The organism is Paraburkholderia fungorum (genome assembly GCF_902833645.1).
GTDB classification, from domain to species: domain Bacteria; phylum Pseudomonadota; class Gammaproteobacteria; order Burkholderiales; family Burkholderiaceae; genus Paraburkholderia; species Paraburkholderia fungorum.
The window spans coordinates 420,720-434,693 of the sequence record NZ_CADFGE010000005.1 but is presented as its reverse complement, the minus strand read 5'-3'; the positions used below and the strand labels follow the sequence as shown (position 1 = coordinate 434,693).

Annotated in this window: 14 protein-coding genes and 1 pseudogene; 4 read left to right on the top strand and 11 right to left on the bottom strand. The window is 61.5% G+C overall.

Going from position 1 to position 13,974, the window contains the following annotated elements:
- Positions 1 to 167: 167 nt before the first annotated feature.
- A complete protein-coding gene (locus HWX91_RS19035; protein WP_012433318.1) occupies positions 168 to 1,100 on the top strand; it encodes a LysR substrate-binding domain-containing protein in 933 nt (310 codons plus the stop codon).
- Positions 1,101 to 1,167: 67 nt separating this feature from the next.
- Here HWX91_RS19035 and HWX91_RS19030 read toward each other — a convergent pair whose 3' ends face one another.
- Together HWX91_RS19030 and HWX91_RS19025 are read right to left on the bottom strand one after the other, a co-directional pair.
- A complete protein-coding gene (locus tag HWX91_RS19030; protein ID WP_028199286.1) occupies positions 1,168 to 2,565 on the bottom strand; it encodes an 8-oxoguanine deaminase in 1,398 nt (465 codons plus the stop codon).
- Positions 2,566 to 2,709: 144 nt separating this feature from the next.
- Positions 2,710 to 2,895, bottom strand: coding sequence for a hypothetical protein (locus HWX91_RS19025; protein WP_028199287.1), 186 nt, complete (start codon positions 2,893 to 2,895; stop codon positions 2,710 to 2,712).
- Positions 2,896 to 3,081: 186 nt separating this feature from the next.
- Between HWX91_RS19025 and uraH the strand changes: the two genes are divergently transcribed.
- The 3 genes and pseudogenes from uraH to HWX91_RS19010 form a co-directional block, all read left to right on the top strand.
- Positions 3,082 to 3,435 (top strand): hydroxyisourate hydrolase, encoded by a 354-nt coding sequence (gene uraH, locus HWX91_RS19020; protein ID WP_012433320.1) that lies wholly within the window; start codon positions 3,082 to 3,084, stop codon positions 3,433 to 3,435.
- Between the two features lie 307 nt (positions 3,436 to 3,742).
- A complete protein-coding gene (locus tag HWX91_RS19015; RefSeq protein ID WP_028199288.1) occupies positions 3,743 to 4,936 on the top strand; it encodes a urate hydroxylase PuuD in 1,194 nt (397 codons plus the stop codon).
- A gap of 141 nt (positions 4,937 to 5,077) precedes the next feature.
- Positions 5,078 to 5,293, top strand: a pseudogene (locus HWX91_RS19010) (type II toxin-antitoxin system HipA family toxin); the annotation flags it as partial.
- A 99-nt stretch (positions 5,294 to 5,392) separates the two neighbouring features.
- Here the strand turns inward: HWX91_RS19010 and HWX91_RS19005 are convergent.
- From HWX91_RS19005 to tadA, 9 genes are all read right to left on the bottom strand, one after another.
- Positions 5,393 to 5,905: an ureidoglycolate lyase gene (locus HWX91_RS19005; RefSeq protein ID WP_028199290.1), complete on the bottom strand. Its 513-nt coding sequence runs from the start codon at positions 5,903 to 5,905 to the stop codon at positions 5,393 to 5,395.
- Complete coding sequence (alc, locus tag HWX91_RS19000; RefSeq protein ID WP_028199291.1) at positions 5,902 to 6,915, bottom strand: allantoicase; 1,014 nt, start codon at positions 6,913 to 6,915, stop codon at positions 5,902 to 5,904. The genes HWX91_RS19005 and alc overlap by 4 nt, the downstream gene beginning before the upstream one ends.
- Positions 6,916 to 6,987: 72 nt before the next feature.
- Positions 6,988 to 7,509, bottom strand: a complete 522-nt coding sequence (gene uraD / locus HWX91_RS18995) for a 2-oxo-4-hydroxy-4-carboxy-5-ureidoimidazoline decarboxylase (protein WP_028199292.1) — start codon at positions 7,507 to 7,509, stop codon at positions 6,988 to 6,990.
- Positions 7,506 to 8,456 carry an allantoinase PuuE gene (gene puuE / locus HWX91_RS18990; RefSeq protein ID WP_028199293.1) on the bottom strand — a complete coding sequence of 317 codons (951 nt, stop codon included), beginning with the start codon at positions 8,454 to 8,456 and terminating at the stop codon, positions 7,506 to 7,508. Before puuE ends, uraD begins: the two co-directional genes overlap by 4 nt.
- A gap of 259 nt (positions 8,457 to 8,715) precedes the next feature.
- The gene (locus tag HWX91_RS18985) at positions 8,716 to 9,582 is read right to left on the bottom strand and encodes an aspartate/glutamate racemase family protein (protein WP_028199294.1); all 867 of its coding nucleotides are present in this window, start codon (positions 9,580 to 9,582) and stop codon (positions 8,716 to 8,718) included.
- A 24-nt stretch (positions 9,583 to 9,606) separates the two neighbouring features.
- Positions 9,607 to 11,082 carry an NCS1 family nucleobase:cation symporter-1 gene (locus HWX91_RS18980; protein WP_028199295.1) on the bottom strand — a complete coding sequence of 492 codons (1,476 nt, stop codon included), beginning with the start codon at positions 11,080 to 11,082 and terminating at the stop codon, positions 9,607 to 9,609.
- A 336-nt stretch (positions 11,083 to 11,418) separates the two neighbouring features.
- A complete protein-coding gene (locus tag HWX91_RS18975; protein WP_028199296.1) occupies positions 11,419 to 12,159 on the bottom strand; it encodes a GntR family transcriptional regulator in 741 nt (246 codons plus the stop codon).
- Between the two features lie 315 nt (positions 12,160 to 12,474).
- The gene (gene ldcA, locus HWX91_RS18970) at positions 12,475 to 13,401 is read right to left on the bottom strand and encodes a muramoyltetrapeptide carboxypeptidase (protein ID WP_028199297.1); all 927 of its coding nucleotides are present in this window, start codon (positions 13,399 to 13,401) and stop codon (positions 12,475 to 12,477) included.
- Between the two features lie 27 nt (positions 13,402 to 13,428).
- On the bottom strand, positions 13,429 to 13,971 hold the full coding sequence (gene tadA, locus HWX91_RS18965) for a tRNA adenosine(34) deaminase TadA (protein WP_042276551.1): 543 nt from the start codon (positions 13,969 to 13,971) through the stop codon (positions 13,429 to 13,431).
- Positions 13,972 to 13,974: the final 3 nt, after the last annotated feature.

The window sequence follows — 13,974 nt, the reverse complement described above, 5'->3', positions numbered from 1 at the left end:
ACAATACCTAAATCGACCCGCCCAGTCGAGCCGTCAAAATTCCCCGCAAACCCGCGCCGCAGCGTGCTCTGCGGGTATCCCACTCTTGACGTGGATTTGTGTTCATATTAAAAGCCATATAACCCCACGCCCGCACGATCAGCCAGAACATATATTTCGGAGAAGTCATGAGTCAGCAACGCGAGGCGATCGATACGTATTTATTACGCGTCTTGCACACCCTGTTGATGGAGCGCAGCGTTACGCGCGCCGCCGTCAAACTGAATCAATCGCAACCCGCTATCAGCGCGGCGCTGCGCCGTTTGCGCGACATCACCGGCGACCCGCTGCTGGTGCGCGGCAAATCCGGCATGGTGCCGACCGAGTACGGCCTGCGCCTGCTCGAACCGGTGCAGAACGCGCTGCGCGAAATCGAACGCATCAAGTTCCAGCAGCACAACTTCGACCCGGCGACCTCGATCCGTTGCTACCGGATCGGCTGCCCGGACTACCTGAACGTGCTGTTCGTGCCGACGGTGGTCGAGCGCTTTCGTCAGGCCGCGCCGAACGCGACGCTTGAATTCCACTCGCTCGGGCCGGCGTTCGACTACGAACTCGCGCTCGAGGACGGCAAGCTCGACATCGTGGTCGGCAACTGGCCGGAACCGCCGGAGCAATTGCACCTGTCGAACCTGTTCGTCGATCAGATCGTCTGCCTGATGAGCAACGCGCATCCGTTCGCCAAACGTGGCGGGCTGACGCTCGACCAGTACCTGAATGCGCCGCATCTTGCGCCTACTCCTTACTCGGTGGGCCAACGCGGCGCGATCGACGTGCATCTCGCGCGCGAACGGTTAAAGCGTCACGTGGTCGTCACGTTGCCGTACTTCAATCTGGCGCCTTATGTGCTGATCAAGTCAGACCTGATCTTCACCACCACGCGCCTGTTTGCCGACTACTACGCCAAATTCCTGCCGCTGACCGTGGTACCCGCACCGCTCGATTTCCCGCCGATGCAGTACTACCAGCTGTGGCACGAGCGCGTGCACTACTCCGACGAGGTGCGCTGGTTGCGCAGTCTGGTCGCCGAAGCGACCAAGACCTTGATCGACAAGCCCTGATCGTTGCGTTGCGGTCTGCCGGCATCCCGTGTTTGCGGATGCCGGCAGACCTACCCTGCCTCTACGGTCACGCCGCCGCTTCGTAAAGCGTCTTCGCCAGCCGGTTGTGCTGCTCGATGACCGGCCCGAGATCCAGCGTCGCCAACTGACCGTCTTTCACCACCACCTTGCCGCCGATCACGCTATAGCTCACCTGCGACGGCGCGCAGAACACCAGCGCCGCGACCGGGTCGTGCAACGCGCCGGCAAACAGCGGCTGACGCAGATCGAAGGACACGAAATCCGCCGCCATGCCGGGCGCCAATGCGCCGATGTCGTCGCGATTGAGCACCTTCGCGCCGCCTAGCGTCGCAATCTCCAGCGCTTCACGCGCGGTCATCGCATCAGGCCCGAAGCCGACTCGCTGCAACAGCAGCGCCTGGCGCACTTCCGCGACCATCTGCGCGCCGTCGTTCGACGCCGATCCATCGACGCCGAGGCCCACCGGCACACCGGCGAGACGCATGCGCTTGACCGGCGCAATCCCCGACGCGAGCCGCATGTTCGAGCACGGACAATGCGCGACGCCCGTGCCCGTGCGGGCAAACAGTTCGATGCCCGCGTCGTCGAGTTGCACACAGTGCGCATGCCACACATCATGACCGACCCAGCCGAGGTCTTCCGCATACTCGGCCGGCGTCATGCCGAACTTCTCGCGGCTGTACGCTATATCGTTGACGTTCTCCGCCAGGTGCGTGTGCAGCGACACGCCGTAATGCCGCGCCATCACCGCCGATTCGCGCATCAGATCGCGGCTCACCGAGAACGGCGAGCACGGCGCCACCACCATGCGCAGCATCGCGTAACGGCCTTCGTCGTTGTAGGTCTCGATCAGACGCTGCGTGTCCTTCAGGATGTCCGCTTCACGCTCGACCACCGAGTCCGGCGGCAAGCCGCCGTCCTTCTGCCCCACGCTCATGCTGCCGCGCGCGGCGTGAAAACGCATGCCGATGCGCTGCGCCGCGGCGATGCTGTCGTCGAGGCGGCTGCCGTTCGGGTAAATATACAAATGGTCGCTCGACGTCGTGCAACCCGACAGCAGCAGCTCGGCCATCGCCGTTAACGTCGAGACTTCGATCATCTCGGGTGTGAGGTTCGCCCACACCTTGTAGAGATTGGTGAGCCAGCCGAACAATTCGGCGTTCTGCGCCGCGGGGATCGCGCGCGTCAGGCTCTGGTACATGTGGTGGTGCGTGTTCACCAGCCCCGGAATCACCAGCTGGCCGCGCATATCCAGCACTTCGTCGGCCGTTTGCGGCAATTCAGCCGTCGGTCCGACCGCGACGATCCGGTTGTCCTCGATATAGAGGCCGCCGTCGCGCAGTTCGCGCCGGGCGCCGTCCATTGTGACCAGCACGTCCGCGTGCTTCACCAGCATCGTTTTCTTAGGCTTGTTTGGCTGCATCGCCGCCTGTTCCATCGTCATTCGTTTCTCCGCTTCATTGCTTCCGTGCAAAGTCGTTCGAACGCGATGTGACGGCACGCCAACCGTGCCGCCGCGTCCCGTCGAACGCCGTTGGCCCGGTTACCCAGCGTCATTCCGCCGTCTTCGGGGTGTGCCGCGCTCCACTCAGGTTTGTTGCGGCGCACAGGTGTAACCTTCGATGGCCAAAATAATGCTGACAACTCGTGCCGATGCGATACCCAACTTCACGCTGCCGATATAGTGGGCCTTTTTTGGTGCCGGTACGATCGAATTGCACGGCAATAGTCGAACCAATCGACCCGATGCGGCTTTCAGCAGGCTGTCTGTCATGCGCCAGCTATTATCTTTCCTATCTCGCGCGCGCTGACATGAACATCCTTTTTACAATGGCTGCCACGGCGCTCGCTTCAATTCGCCGACGGGTATGTAGCCACTGACGTGGAGCCTCGATCCGCCGCAACGTATTCTGGATCGGGCCGCCGCCGAAACCTCGCATTCACATAAGGAAAATTGCGAATGGGAAAGCTCACTACCCACGTGCTCGACACCGCGAACGGCCGTCCCGGCGCGGGCATCAAGGTCGAACTCTTTGCGCTCTCCGGCGACACCCGCCGCGCGCTCAAAACCACCACCACCAATGACGACGGTCGCTGCGACCAGCCGCTGCTCGAAGGCGACGCACTGGTCGCGGGCGAATACGAACTCGTGTTCGGCGCTGGCGATTACTTTGCCTCGATCGGCACGAAGGTGCCGGAGCCGCGTTTCGTCGACCGCGTCGTACTGCGTTTCGGCGTGGCCGACGCCGGTGCGCACTATCACGTGCCGCTACTGGTGTCGCCGTGGTCGTACAGCACCTATCGCGGCAGCTAAGCGCGCAACTGAGCGCACGAAGCGTTTATCGACAGGCGTTGGAGGAGGACGAGGTTGAAGTCGCGCTGTATTGCCGAGCGCGCCCGATTGCACTGTGCGGATCCTTGAAGACACCCGCGAAGCGCAATCGAACGCGAGCGACTCGACCCGAAGTTCCAATAAAAAACGGCGCTTTGCGAACTGAGCGCACCGCGTCTTTCACCCCGCAGTTTGTGCAGCGATGTCATTCATGCCGGCGGCCCGTTTGCGGGCCCCGAAAGCGCTCTAAATCGCTGCGCGTACAACGAATCAGAAGTGGAGGAGTTTCATGGAAGGCTTTATCACTGACTGGCTGAATCTGGCCTTGCGCTGGTTTCACGTCATCGCCGCCATTGCATGGATCGGCGAATCGTTCTATTTCGTCGCGCTCGACAACAGCCTGAAACCGCCTACGGATCCGAACCAGCGCAAGCGCGGCGTGTTCGGCGAGTTGTGGCACGTGCATGGCGGTGGCTTCTACAACATGCAGAAGTACACCGTTGCACCGCCGGAAATGCCGGACGACCTGCACTGGTCGAAGTGGCCGTCGTATACCACGTGGCTGTCGGGTGCGAGCCTCTTCACGGTGCTGTATCTGTTCTCGCCGAGCACTTACCTGATCGACAAGAACGTGCTGGATATGGGTCCTGTCGTGGCCGTCGCGTCCGCGCTCGGCTTCCTCGCCGCCGGCTGGATCGTCTACGACTCGCTGTGCCGTCTCCTCGGCAACAAGGACAAGGTGCTCGGCATCTGTGTCGGCATTTATGTGCTGATCGCAGCGTACCTGGCATGCCATATTTTCGCGGGCCGCGCGGCCTACCTGATCATGGGCGCGATGCTGGCAACGATCATGTCGGCGAACGTGTTCTTCGTGATCATCCCGGGTCAGCGCAAGATGGTGGCCGCGATGCTCAAGGGGGAAACGCCGAACCCGATCTACGGCAAGCGCGGCAAGCAACGCTCGGTGCACAACACGTATTTCACGTTGCCGGTGGTGTTCGCGATGCTGTCGAACCACTACGCGATGACGTACACGAATCAGTACAACTGGATCGTGCTGCTGCTGATCATGCTGGCGGGTGCGCTGATTCGCCAGTTCTTCGTGATGCGTCACCGTGGTCAGGTGCTGTGGTATCTGCCGCTGGTCGGTATCGTGCTGATGTTCGGCGCCCTCTTCTGGACGATGCCGAAGCCGGTCGTGCCGCAAGCGCAGGCTGCGAATGCACCGACGGTCAAGGTGGCCGATATCGCGCCGGTGCTGCAACAGCGCTGCGTGGCATGCCACTCCGCTCATCCGACGATGATGGGCAGCGCCCCGGCCGGCGTGCTGCTGGATACACCGGACGAAATCTCGCAGAACGCACAGCGGATCTATCAGCAGGCAGTGACCTTGAAGGCGATGCCGCTCGGCAACGTCACGCACATGACCGACGACGAGCGGATGAAAATCGCCGCGTGGTTCGAAGGCGGTGCGGCGAAGTAATGAGCCTGGCCGGGCGCGTTGCCCGGTCTGGCAGAGCAGTATGAAGCGGGTTTTTCGCGGAAGCGGGAAGCCCGCTTTTTTTGGCCAGGCGGTTGGCGTTGCTTGTCAGCGATGACCATGGGCTGCCAGCCTATGGTGTCGAAAACATGTTCGGCCGGCAAAACGCTCGAACGTTTTTCAACACCCGCATGGGGATCACGCCACGGCAATACGCGCAGAGGGTCGAAGCGTTGTGCGATTCGGCGGTCGCCGTCGGTCACGAACTCATTGAAGCGGCGCGCAACGAACCGCACGGAGCCTGCGGAACGTGCGCGCGAAGTGATGGGGCACTCACCGCGCTTAAGCAAGCGGAGCTGAGAGATCACCTGGACTCACCTTCGCCTCCCACAAATGAAAAAGCCCACAGCATGCACTGTGGGCTTTTTTACAATCACCTGCTGCGCTAAAGCAACGACCTCAAACGCTCACCGCGCTCAACGCATCTTCAGTGAGCCAAAGCGATTCAGCCAGATCCTGCTCGTTCAGATTGAGTCCGTCGCCACCACGATCGACGACGATAAAGTCGCTCACGTCGCCCAATGCGATCAGCGGATGGTGCCAGACACCTTTCGCGTAATTCACGCCTTGCCAGCCGCTAGTCACGAACGCACGAATCTGCTTCGGATCCAGTTCGCCCGCCGGCGCCACAACCACCAGATACGGCTTGTCGTTCAACGGCACGAAGGCCTGGCTGCCCAGCGGATGACGCTCGAGCATCTTCACCTCGAACGGCAACGTGCGCGGCTGCCCGCGAAACAGGTTCACCAGCGTGCGACCGTTCTCGTCGGTCACGTCTACCTTCGCGAGATCGTGAAAGCGGATCGTGGTGCCGAGGTTGATCGGAATCTGCTTCGCGCCTTCGAGTTCGATCACGTCGCCGAACGCGGCAAACGCTTCCTTCGTCAAGGGTTCGATAGCCAGTGTTTTCATGATGCGAGCGTGCCCCACAGACGAAGACGCGAGACGCCGCCGTCCGGAATGATGTTGAAGCGCACGTGCGTAACCGGACCCAGTGCGGCGATTTCGCTTTCGAAATAGTGCTGGTTGTCCATCTTCAGCTTCTGTTCGCCCAGCAGCACCGGCCAGAACATGGCTTGCGTAATCAGCGAGCTATCCGTGCCGCCTGTCACATACGCAGCCTGGATCGAGCAACGGTCCGGAAAGTTGCCCTTGAAGTGAGCCGTATCGACTTCGATCTTCTTGATCACGCCCGGTTGTGCCAGTGCGACGATCGCCCAGTCGTTGCCCGGCTCGCGGCGACGGCGAGTTTCCCAGCCGTCGCCCATGTTCACGCCACGGCCCGGCATCAGAATCGTCGATGCAGCGCCGAAGTGCTGGTTATTCGCCGCGACCAGATACGCGCCGTTTTCCATCGCTGCGAGATCGAACTGCTCCGTGCGGCTTGCGCCCGCCCAGTCGACTTGCGGTTGGCCATACACTCGCAGACGCGCAATGCCGCCGTCCGGGTAAATGTTCACGCGCAGGTGCGTGTAAGCGTTCGTGTCGCTGACTTCGTGATAGTGATGGCTGTTGCCTTGCAGCGTGGTCGACGGGACGATTTCGGTCCATTGCGTCGACTGGTTCGGCACGCCGTCCACGACTCGCGCCGCCTCAACCGAAGCCGCCGGCGGGAAGTTGCCCGTGAAGTGGCTGGTGTCAAGGTCGAGACCCTTGATCACGCCGGGGCGGGCAAGCTTGACCACGCACCAGTCGTAACCGTTGGCGCGCTTGCGGCGCGTTTCCCAGCCGTCCATCCACTTGCCGTTGTTGTCGTACTTGCCCGGAATGAAGACGGCCGGCTCCGGATTCAGCATACGTTCCTTCGGTGCGAAGAAATCGTCGCTAGCCTCGAGGGCCTGCGCGCCCAGACGCGGGTCCGCCAGATTCACATAGCGGCGCGTGAATTCCGGTGCGTTGGGGTCGAGAATCGGGAGTGCCATCTTTGTCTTCCTTAATGTTTGTTGGTACTGAAAAAACGTTTCGGCGCGAAGCCCGCGACGCGTGCCTAAACCTTACGCGTCGATCAGGTCGTCGAGCCGGAAACGTGCAATACGGTAGATCTGATCGAGGCTCGCGCGCAATTCATCCGCGCGGCTGTTGTTCACGCGCGCCTCGAAGTTGGCGATGATGCCGTGCCGGTCGTAGCCGCGCACCGCGAGAATGAACGGAAAGCCGAACTTCTCGCGGTAGGCGCTGTTCAACGCCAGCAGCTTGTCGAATTCTTCCTGCGTGCATTGGGCGAGGCCCGCACCGCTCTGCTCACGCGTGGATTCGGCCGTCAACTCGCCGCGCACCGCGGCCTTGCCGGCCAACTCCGGGTGGGCGTTGATCAAGGCCAGTTGCTTCTCTTCACCGGCCGTCTCGACGATGTTCGACATCTTGCTATGCAGCTCGTCGATGCTGGCAAACGGCCGTTGTTGCGCGGCGATTTCCGCGACCCACGGCGAGTGCTCGAAAATGCCCGACAGCGCTGCGACAAACGCGTCGGTCGAGGTGCTGTTGAGTTGGTCCAGTGTGTATTGCATCGCCTTCATGCCGCTGCCCCGCGGTTGTTTTGTTGGTAAGGGTGATGTTCGCGCCAGTGCCGCGCGATATCGACGCGACGCGTCACCCACACGCGATCGTGCTGTTCGATATGATCGAGAAAACGTTGCAGTGCGCGAAAGCGCCCCGGGCGGCCGAGCAGGCGGCAGTGCATGCCGATCGACATCATCTTCGGTGCTTCGTCGCCTTCTTCGTAGAGCACGTCGAATGCGTCGCGCAGGTACGTGAAGAAATGGTCCGCGGTGTTGAAGCCCTGCGGGCTTGCAAAGCGCATATCGTTGGTGTCGAGCGTGTACGGCACGATCAGTTGCGGGCTCTTTGCACCGCCCGTCACTTCGACGTCCATCCAGAACGGCAGATCGTCGCCGTAGTAATCCGAGTCGTACAGGAAGCCGCCGTATTCGGCGACCAGACGATGCGTGTTGGGACTGTCGCGGCCGGTGTACCAGCCTAGCGCGCGCTCGCCGGTGATGCGTTCGATCGCTTCCATGCCGAGGCGCATGTGCTCCGCTTCTTTCTCCGGCGACACATCCTGATAGTGAATCCAGCGATAGCCGTGGCAAGCAATTTCGTGACCGAGTTCCACGAAGGCGCGCGCGAGTTCAGGATGCCGTTCGATCGCCATGCCGACGCCGAACACCGTAAGCGGCAGGCCGCGCTTTTCGAATTCGCGCAGAATGCGCCACACGCCCGCGCGCGAACCGTATTCGTAGATCGACTCCATGCTCATGTGACGCGCCGGATAAGACGCCGCGCCAACGATTTCCGACAGAAACTGCTCCGAGCCCGGGTCGCCGTGCAGCACGCAGTTTTCACCGCCCTCTTCGTAGTTCAGGACAAATTGCACCGCGACACGCGCTCGACCCGGCCAGTTCGCCTGCACCGGGTGGCGGCCGTAGCCGATCAGATCGCGTGGATAGTTCGAGTCGAGTGGCATGGTTTAACGAAAGCGTGATGACGGTACGTAAAATTCGCCGGGAACTCACGTGACAGGCACGTAAGGTTTGCGTGCGTTCAGCAAGCGTTTGCGAATGCTTGCGCGCATTTGCATGTTACTGACGACGGCGCCGGCGGAAACAACCCTGAATAGCCGCACCAGAAGCAGCAGCAAAATAGCATCGGGGTACCAGCGCCGAGTGGGACCAGTGTAGCGAAAACGCCCGGGTGCGCCCATACACCCGGGCAGATAGTGCGAGTCAGACTGGATGTATGTGTAAAGCCGCCTCCGCGGGGCTTTCCGTGGTGTTTACCCGCAGTAAACCCGCCGAATTCGCGCTTTCCGCGACGCTTGCGCCTGAACCGCGGCGCGGCTCGGGATTTGGGTCCACATCGGACGGACTGAAAGCTTCCAGCGCGCCGTCATAACGCTTGGCCAGCGGCCGGGCGTAGTCGCCCCGCTTGGCCGTCGACAGCCGCAGCGCGACCAGCGCTTCCGTCCATTTGAGCGCCGCCGTCACGCCTTCGATCACCGGCGCCCCCAGGGCATCCTCGATCTCCGCGCACAATTCGGCCATGCCGGCGCAGCCGAGCACGATCGCGTCCGAGCCGTCCTCCTCCAGCGCGCGCCGGCATTCGTCGAGGATGATGCGGCGCGCCGCCGAACCCGGTTTATCCAGGTCCAGCACGGCGACGTCGGTGGCTCGCACATTGCGGCAGAAGCGTTTCATGCCGTAGCGCTCGGCGAGATGCCACGCCATCCCGCAGGTGCGGGCCAGCGTGGTCACCACCGAAAACCCCGGCGCCAGCACGCTCGCGGCGTGCATCGCCGCTTCAGCGATGCCGATCACCGGCCCGCGCGCCAACTCGCGGGCGGCGTACAACCCGGGGTCGCCGAAGCAGGCGATCACGTACCCGTCGCAACCCTCGCGCTCGCCGGCAATCACCTCGGCCAGTAACCCGGGCGTCGCGAGCGCTTCGTCGTAATAGCCTTCAATCGACGGCGGCCCCATTGTCGGACTGACAGCGATCACTTCGGTGCCGGGCGCGGCGACTTCCCGCGCGCAGCCGCCCATCGCTTCAGTCATGCGTTGCGTCGTATTTGGATTGATCAATTTGATGCGCATATCGACTCCTGTTGCAGCCCCGGCTCAACGAGCAAGCGCGCGGTAAAACACGGCACCCAATGCCGCCCCGATGAACCACGAGAAATTGGCCATCCCGTCGAGCGTCGGCACCATCACGCAGATCACCGCGATGAGCGCCGCAGGCAGCAACGCAGCCACGGCGCGGTAGTTGACGCCGTTGCGGTACCAGTACGAGCCATCTGGGGAAACCGAGTAGAGATCGTCGAGCACGATCTTCTGACGCTTCACGAGGAAGTAATCAACGATCAGGACGCCATACAAAGGTCCGATGAAACTGCCGAGTATGTCGAGCGTGTAGTGAATCACCGCCGGATTGTTGAACAGATTCCATGGCGTAATGAAGATCGACGCCACTGCGGCGAGCATCCCGCCCGCACGCCAGCTGATCAGGCGCGGCGCGACGTTAGAAAAGTCGAAGGCCGGCGACACGAAGTTAGCGACGATGTTGATGCCGATCGTCGCAATCGTGAAGGTCAATGCACCGAGAATCACCGCGGTCGGATAGTCGATACGGCCCACCGTTTCGACCGGGTCCGTGATCAGTTGACCGAATACCGGCAGCGTGGCTGCGGTCGTCACCACCGTCACCAGCGAGAAGGCGAGAAAATTGACCGGCAGCCCCCAGAAGTTGCCGCGCTTTACACTGCGAAAGCTCTTGCCGTAGCGCGAAAAGTCGCCGAAATTCAGCATGGGGCCGGAGAAGTACGACACCACCAGCGAGATCGCCGTGATCATCACCGGCACAACCGCCATACCGTGATACTTGACGCCACCCAGGTTGATGCCGATATTTCGCCATCCTGCGCGATACACCATGTAGCCGGCGAGAACGAACATCACCACGTAGACTGCGGGCCCGGCGAAGTCGATGAACTTCTTGATGGTCTCCATGCCATGCCAGAACACCAGCGCCTGCAAGATCCACAGCAACATGAAGCCAGCCCAGCCCAACGTGGAAAGTCCCATGAAACCATGGTGATGCACGTCCGCGTAGGGCAACAGTTGCGGGACGAACTTCAGCACCACGATTACGAGCGCGCTCGAAGCCAGATAAGTCTGGATTCCATACCATGCGACTGCGATCAGACCGCGAATCACGGCGGGGATATTCGCGCCGAGTACGCCGAACGTGGCACGGCAGGCAACCGGATAAGGCACGCCGTTCGCCTGACTCGGTTTGGCGATCAGGTTGCACAGCAGATTGACGATCGTAATGCCGACCAGCAGCGCGATCAGTACCTGCCAGCTCGTCAGTCCAAGCGCGAACAGACTGCCGGCGAACACATAGCCGCCGACACTGTGCACATCCGACATCCAGAACGCGAAGATGTTATAAGCGCCCCAGGTTTGATGGCGCAGCGGCGCCAGATCTTCGTTGTATAGCCTCTCGCTGTAGCCTGCGGGTATCAGCGGATCGCTGGGCGCGTCTGCGTAGGTGGGGATTGCGGGACTGCCGGGCGCTGCACTGAACTGAGCCATGATTCCTCCTGGGATAGGGACCGTCGATAGCAAATCGAAGGACGTTGCACCGGCCATACCAGCCGCCCTCTTCTTCCCGTCAGGTGATAGAAGAAGTTCGAGCCGACACGTCGACGGTGCCGCGGGTGTCTCCGTACGTGACGTACTTGTGGTTATCGCACCGCCTGTAGCCGCGGATTCCCGGCGATGCGTTACTACTCGAAGACCGCCATCCCGTGGCGGCCACGCGTGCGCAAGCCGGCAGCGCTCACGTCGAGCCGCCTTGCAACGCCTGATTCGGTTCAGTTCGCTTCAGTGCGGCGCGCACCAGCAACGAGCGCGCACCGGCCGCATGCCTCAGCGTGGCGCGGACTTGGCCTTGAGTCCTTCCTTCGCTGCGCCGTTAAGTGCACCGAACACTTCGTGCAGATCGGCTGCGCCGCGTACGGGGCGCTCCAGCATCTTCAACTCGACGCTTTGCAAATGGCGCGACATCAGCGCCGCCGCCTCTTTGGCATTGCCGGCGTCGAGCGCGGCGAGAATCGCTTCGTGGTCTTCGAACGAGCAAGGACTGCGTCCGAGCGACTCATACAGTGCGGAAATCAGCGTGGAACGCGCCACCAGGCCGTTCAGGCAGTTGCACAACACGGTGTTGCCCGTGAGTCCGGCAAGCTCCGTATGAAACTCGCCCGACAGACGGATCCACGCCGGAAAATCGCGTGTTTCGAACGCTTTGCGTTCACGGCCAATCATGCTGCCGATGCTCTTCAAACGGCGCATACCATGACCGCCGCAAATCTTTTCAACCACAGCCAGCTCGATGATCCGGCGCATTTCGAACACCTCATGCACCTCCTGCAGCGACGGACTCGCAACGAACGCACCCCGATTCGGTTCGAGGTCGACGAGGTGATCGGTCGCCAGTTGTGCGAGCGCCTGCCGGATCGGACCGCGCTTCACACCAAATACTTCGCATAATTGAGCTTCTGTCAACTTCGCGCCAGGTGCCAGCCGATGCTCGAGGATCGCGGCACGAATACGCTCGGCGATCGCTTCGGGTTTCGAACTATTGGCAACAGTTGAGTCTGTGTCGGACATGATGTTCGTCTCGGTATGTTGGTTATCTTAGAATGGACATAAAAATTGTCAACAATTTTTGCGATTAATTTCGACAATCCGGATGACTCGGCGGTGCTGTAAGTCAGCGCGGCCGCCCCACAAGACCTGCTACGTTTCGCTACAAGTTTAATTAAACTATCCGACGCCCGTCCACTGACGACGATTTTTGTCAACAAAGTGAGAGACTTCCATGGATCGGCTCTGCTGGTTAACACCTGTTTAAATAGACCGTTAGTTGCATTTACAGCCGAAAAAGAAAGCGGGCAGACGCCCGCCGCCTCGCTTCAGGCTATGTCACGCGAGGGTCGGATAACCGGATGCGGTCAGTTTGAAGCCGTGCGCGTTGGCAACAAGGTGGGCGTCCGCGCCGACCGGCAGCGTCAGCATGTTGGAAATATGGCCGAACTGCAGACCGGTGATCACCGGAATCCCGATCACTGCCCTTACCTGCTCGATCATCGTGTGCAGGTCATAGCCATTGTCGTAATCGTATTGTTTGCTGCCGGAGAAGTCGCCGAGTACGAGTGCCTGCTGCTGCGCGAGAATGCCCGACAGGTGCAACTGATAAAGCATTCGTTCGAGCCGGAAAGGTTGCTCGTTGACGTCTTCTACAAACAGAATGCCGCCTTGTACCGGCGGCATATACGGCGTACCGATCAGCGATGTGAGCACCGCCAGATTGCCCCCCCACAGCATGCCCGTGACGTCGGTGGCCTGTACTTGCGGCACATTGCTCGTTACCGTCATGGTCGGGCCGGTCAGCGCGGACCAGAAGTGCTGCATGGTGAATTCGCTCAACTCTGGGGCGCCAAAGTCGCTCAACAGCATGGGGCCGCCGAAAGTCTTCACGCCGGCGCGAGCCAGCAAAGCAAGCTGCACCGCGGTGAAATCGCTATGCCCTACCAGCGCGACCGGCTGATCGGTCAACCGCCGCTGCAGCCCTTCGTAGTCGAGCCCGTGCAGGATGCGCACCGCGCCATAGCCACCGCGTACGGCTAGCACGATGTCGGGCAATGCCCGCGAGGGGTCGGCCAGCCGGTTCAGATCGGCGGCGCGCTCGCCGTCGGTACCGCCGAATCGCAAGTAGCGCCGCCTTGTCGCCTCTTCACCTTCAACGCGATGCCCCTGCGCATGCAAGCGATGCAACGCGCGATGCAGCACCTCGGAATCGTGCGGATATCCGGACGGCGCGATCAGTTCAATGGTGCGATGGACGGTCATTGGCGAGACCTGCAGGATGTTGTAGTTTTAGAGCGGCTCGGCCGCCCCCGGTTCACCGTGTGCCGCAATGCTCCCGGACGGCGCTTCGCCGTCTGCTGCCGCATGTTCGCCCCGTGCCGCCGCGCGGGCTTCACGGCTTGCGCGCCGCCGTTCCGCGAAGAACGATTTGAGCGCGGCGCCGCATTCGGTTTCGAGCACGCCACCGGTCACCGTGGTGTGGTGATTTAACTGCGGATTCGCGAATGCATCGACGACACTGCCGCACGCTCCAGTTTTCGGATCCCGCGCCCCAAACACGACGCGTGCGATACGCGCGTGCATGATCGCACCGGCGCACATCAGGCACGGTTCCAGCGTCACATAGAGTTCGCAGCCCGGCAAACGGTAATTTTCGACAGCTTGGGCGGCGGCGCGCAATGCGACCATTTCCGCGTGCGCCGAGGGGTCGTGAGCACCGATTGGATGGTTGAACCCCGTGGCGATGACTTCGTCACCCCGCACAAGCACCGCGCCGACCGGTACTTCGCCGGCTGCGCGCGCTTCTTCGGCGGCGGCCTGGGCGAGCGTCATGAA

Excerpts from the sequence above, each read along its gene's own strand:
- puuE (WP_028199293.1), bottom strand. The coding sequence starts at position 8,456 with ATGCCACTCGACTCGAACTATCCACGCGATCTGATCGGCTACGGCCGC.
- HWX91_RS18980 (WP_028199295.1), bottom strand. The coding sequence starts at position 11,082 with ATGGCTCAGTTCAGTGCAGCGCCCGGCAGTCCCGCAATCCCCACCTAC.
- tadA (WP_042276551.1), bottom strand. The coding sequence starts at position 13,971 with ATGACGCTCGCCCAGGCCGCCGCCGAAGAAGCGCGCGCAGCCGGCGAA.
- HWX91_RS19030 (WP_028199286.1), bottom strand. The coding sequence starts at position 2,565 with ATGACGATGGAACAGGCGGCGATGCAGCCAAACAAGCCTAAGAAAACG.
- HWX91_RS19025 (WP_028199287.1), bottom strand. The coding sequence starts at position 2,895 with ATGACAGACAGCCTGCTGAAAGCCGCATCGGGTCGATTGGTTCGACTA.
- uraH (WP_012433320.1), top strand. The coding sequence starts at position 3,082 with ATGGGAAAGCTCACTACCCACGTGCTCGACACCGCGAACGGCCGTCCC.
- ldcA (WP_028199297.1), bottom strand. The coding sequence starts at position 13,401 with ATGACCGTCCATCGCACCATTGAACTGATCGCGCCGTCCGGATATCCG.
- uraD (WP_028199292.1), bottom strand. The coding sequence starts at position 7,509 with ATGAAGGCGATGCAATACACACTGGACCAACTCAACAGCACCTCGACC.
- HWX91_RS18985 (WP_028199294.1), bottom strand. The coding sequence starts at position 9,582 with ATGCGCATCAAATTGATCAATCCAAATACGACGCAACGCATGACTGAA.
- HWX91_RS19015 (WP_028199288.1), top strand. The coding sequence starts at position 3,743 with ATGGAAGGCTTTATCACTGACTGGCTGAATCTGGCCTTGCGCTGGTTT.
- HWX91_RS18975 (WP_028199296.1), bottom strand. The coding sequence starts at position 12,159 with ATGTCCGACACAGACTCAACTGTTGCCAATAGTTCGAAACCCGAAGCG.
- HWX91_RS19005 (WP_028199290.1), bottom strand. The coding sequence starts at position 5,905 with ATGAAAACACTGGCTATCGAACCCTTGACGAAGGAAGCGTTTGCCGCG.
- alc (WP_028199291.1), bottom strand. The coding sequence starts at position 6,915 with ATGGCACTCCCGATTCTCGACCCCAACGCACCGGAATTCACGCGCCGC.
- HWX91_RS19035 (WP_012433318.1), top strand. The coding sequence starts at position 168 with ATGAGTCAGCAACGCGAGGCGATCGATACGTATTTATTACGCGTCTTG.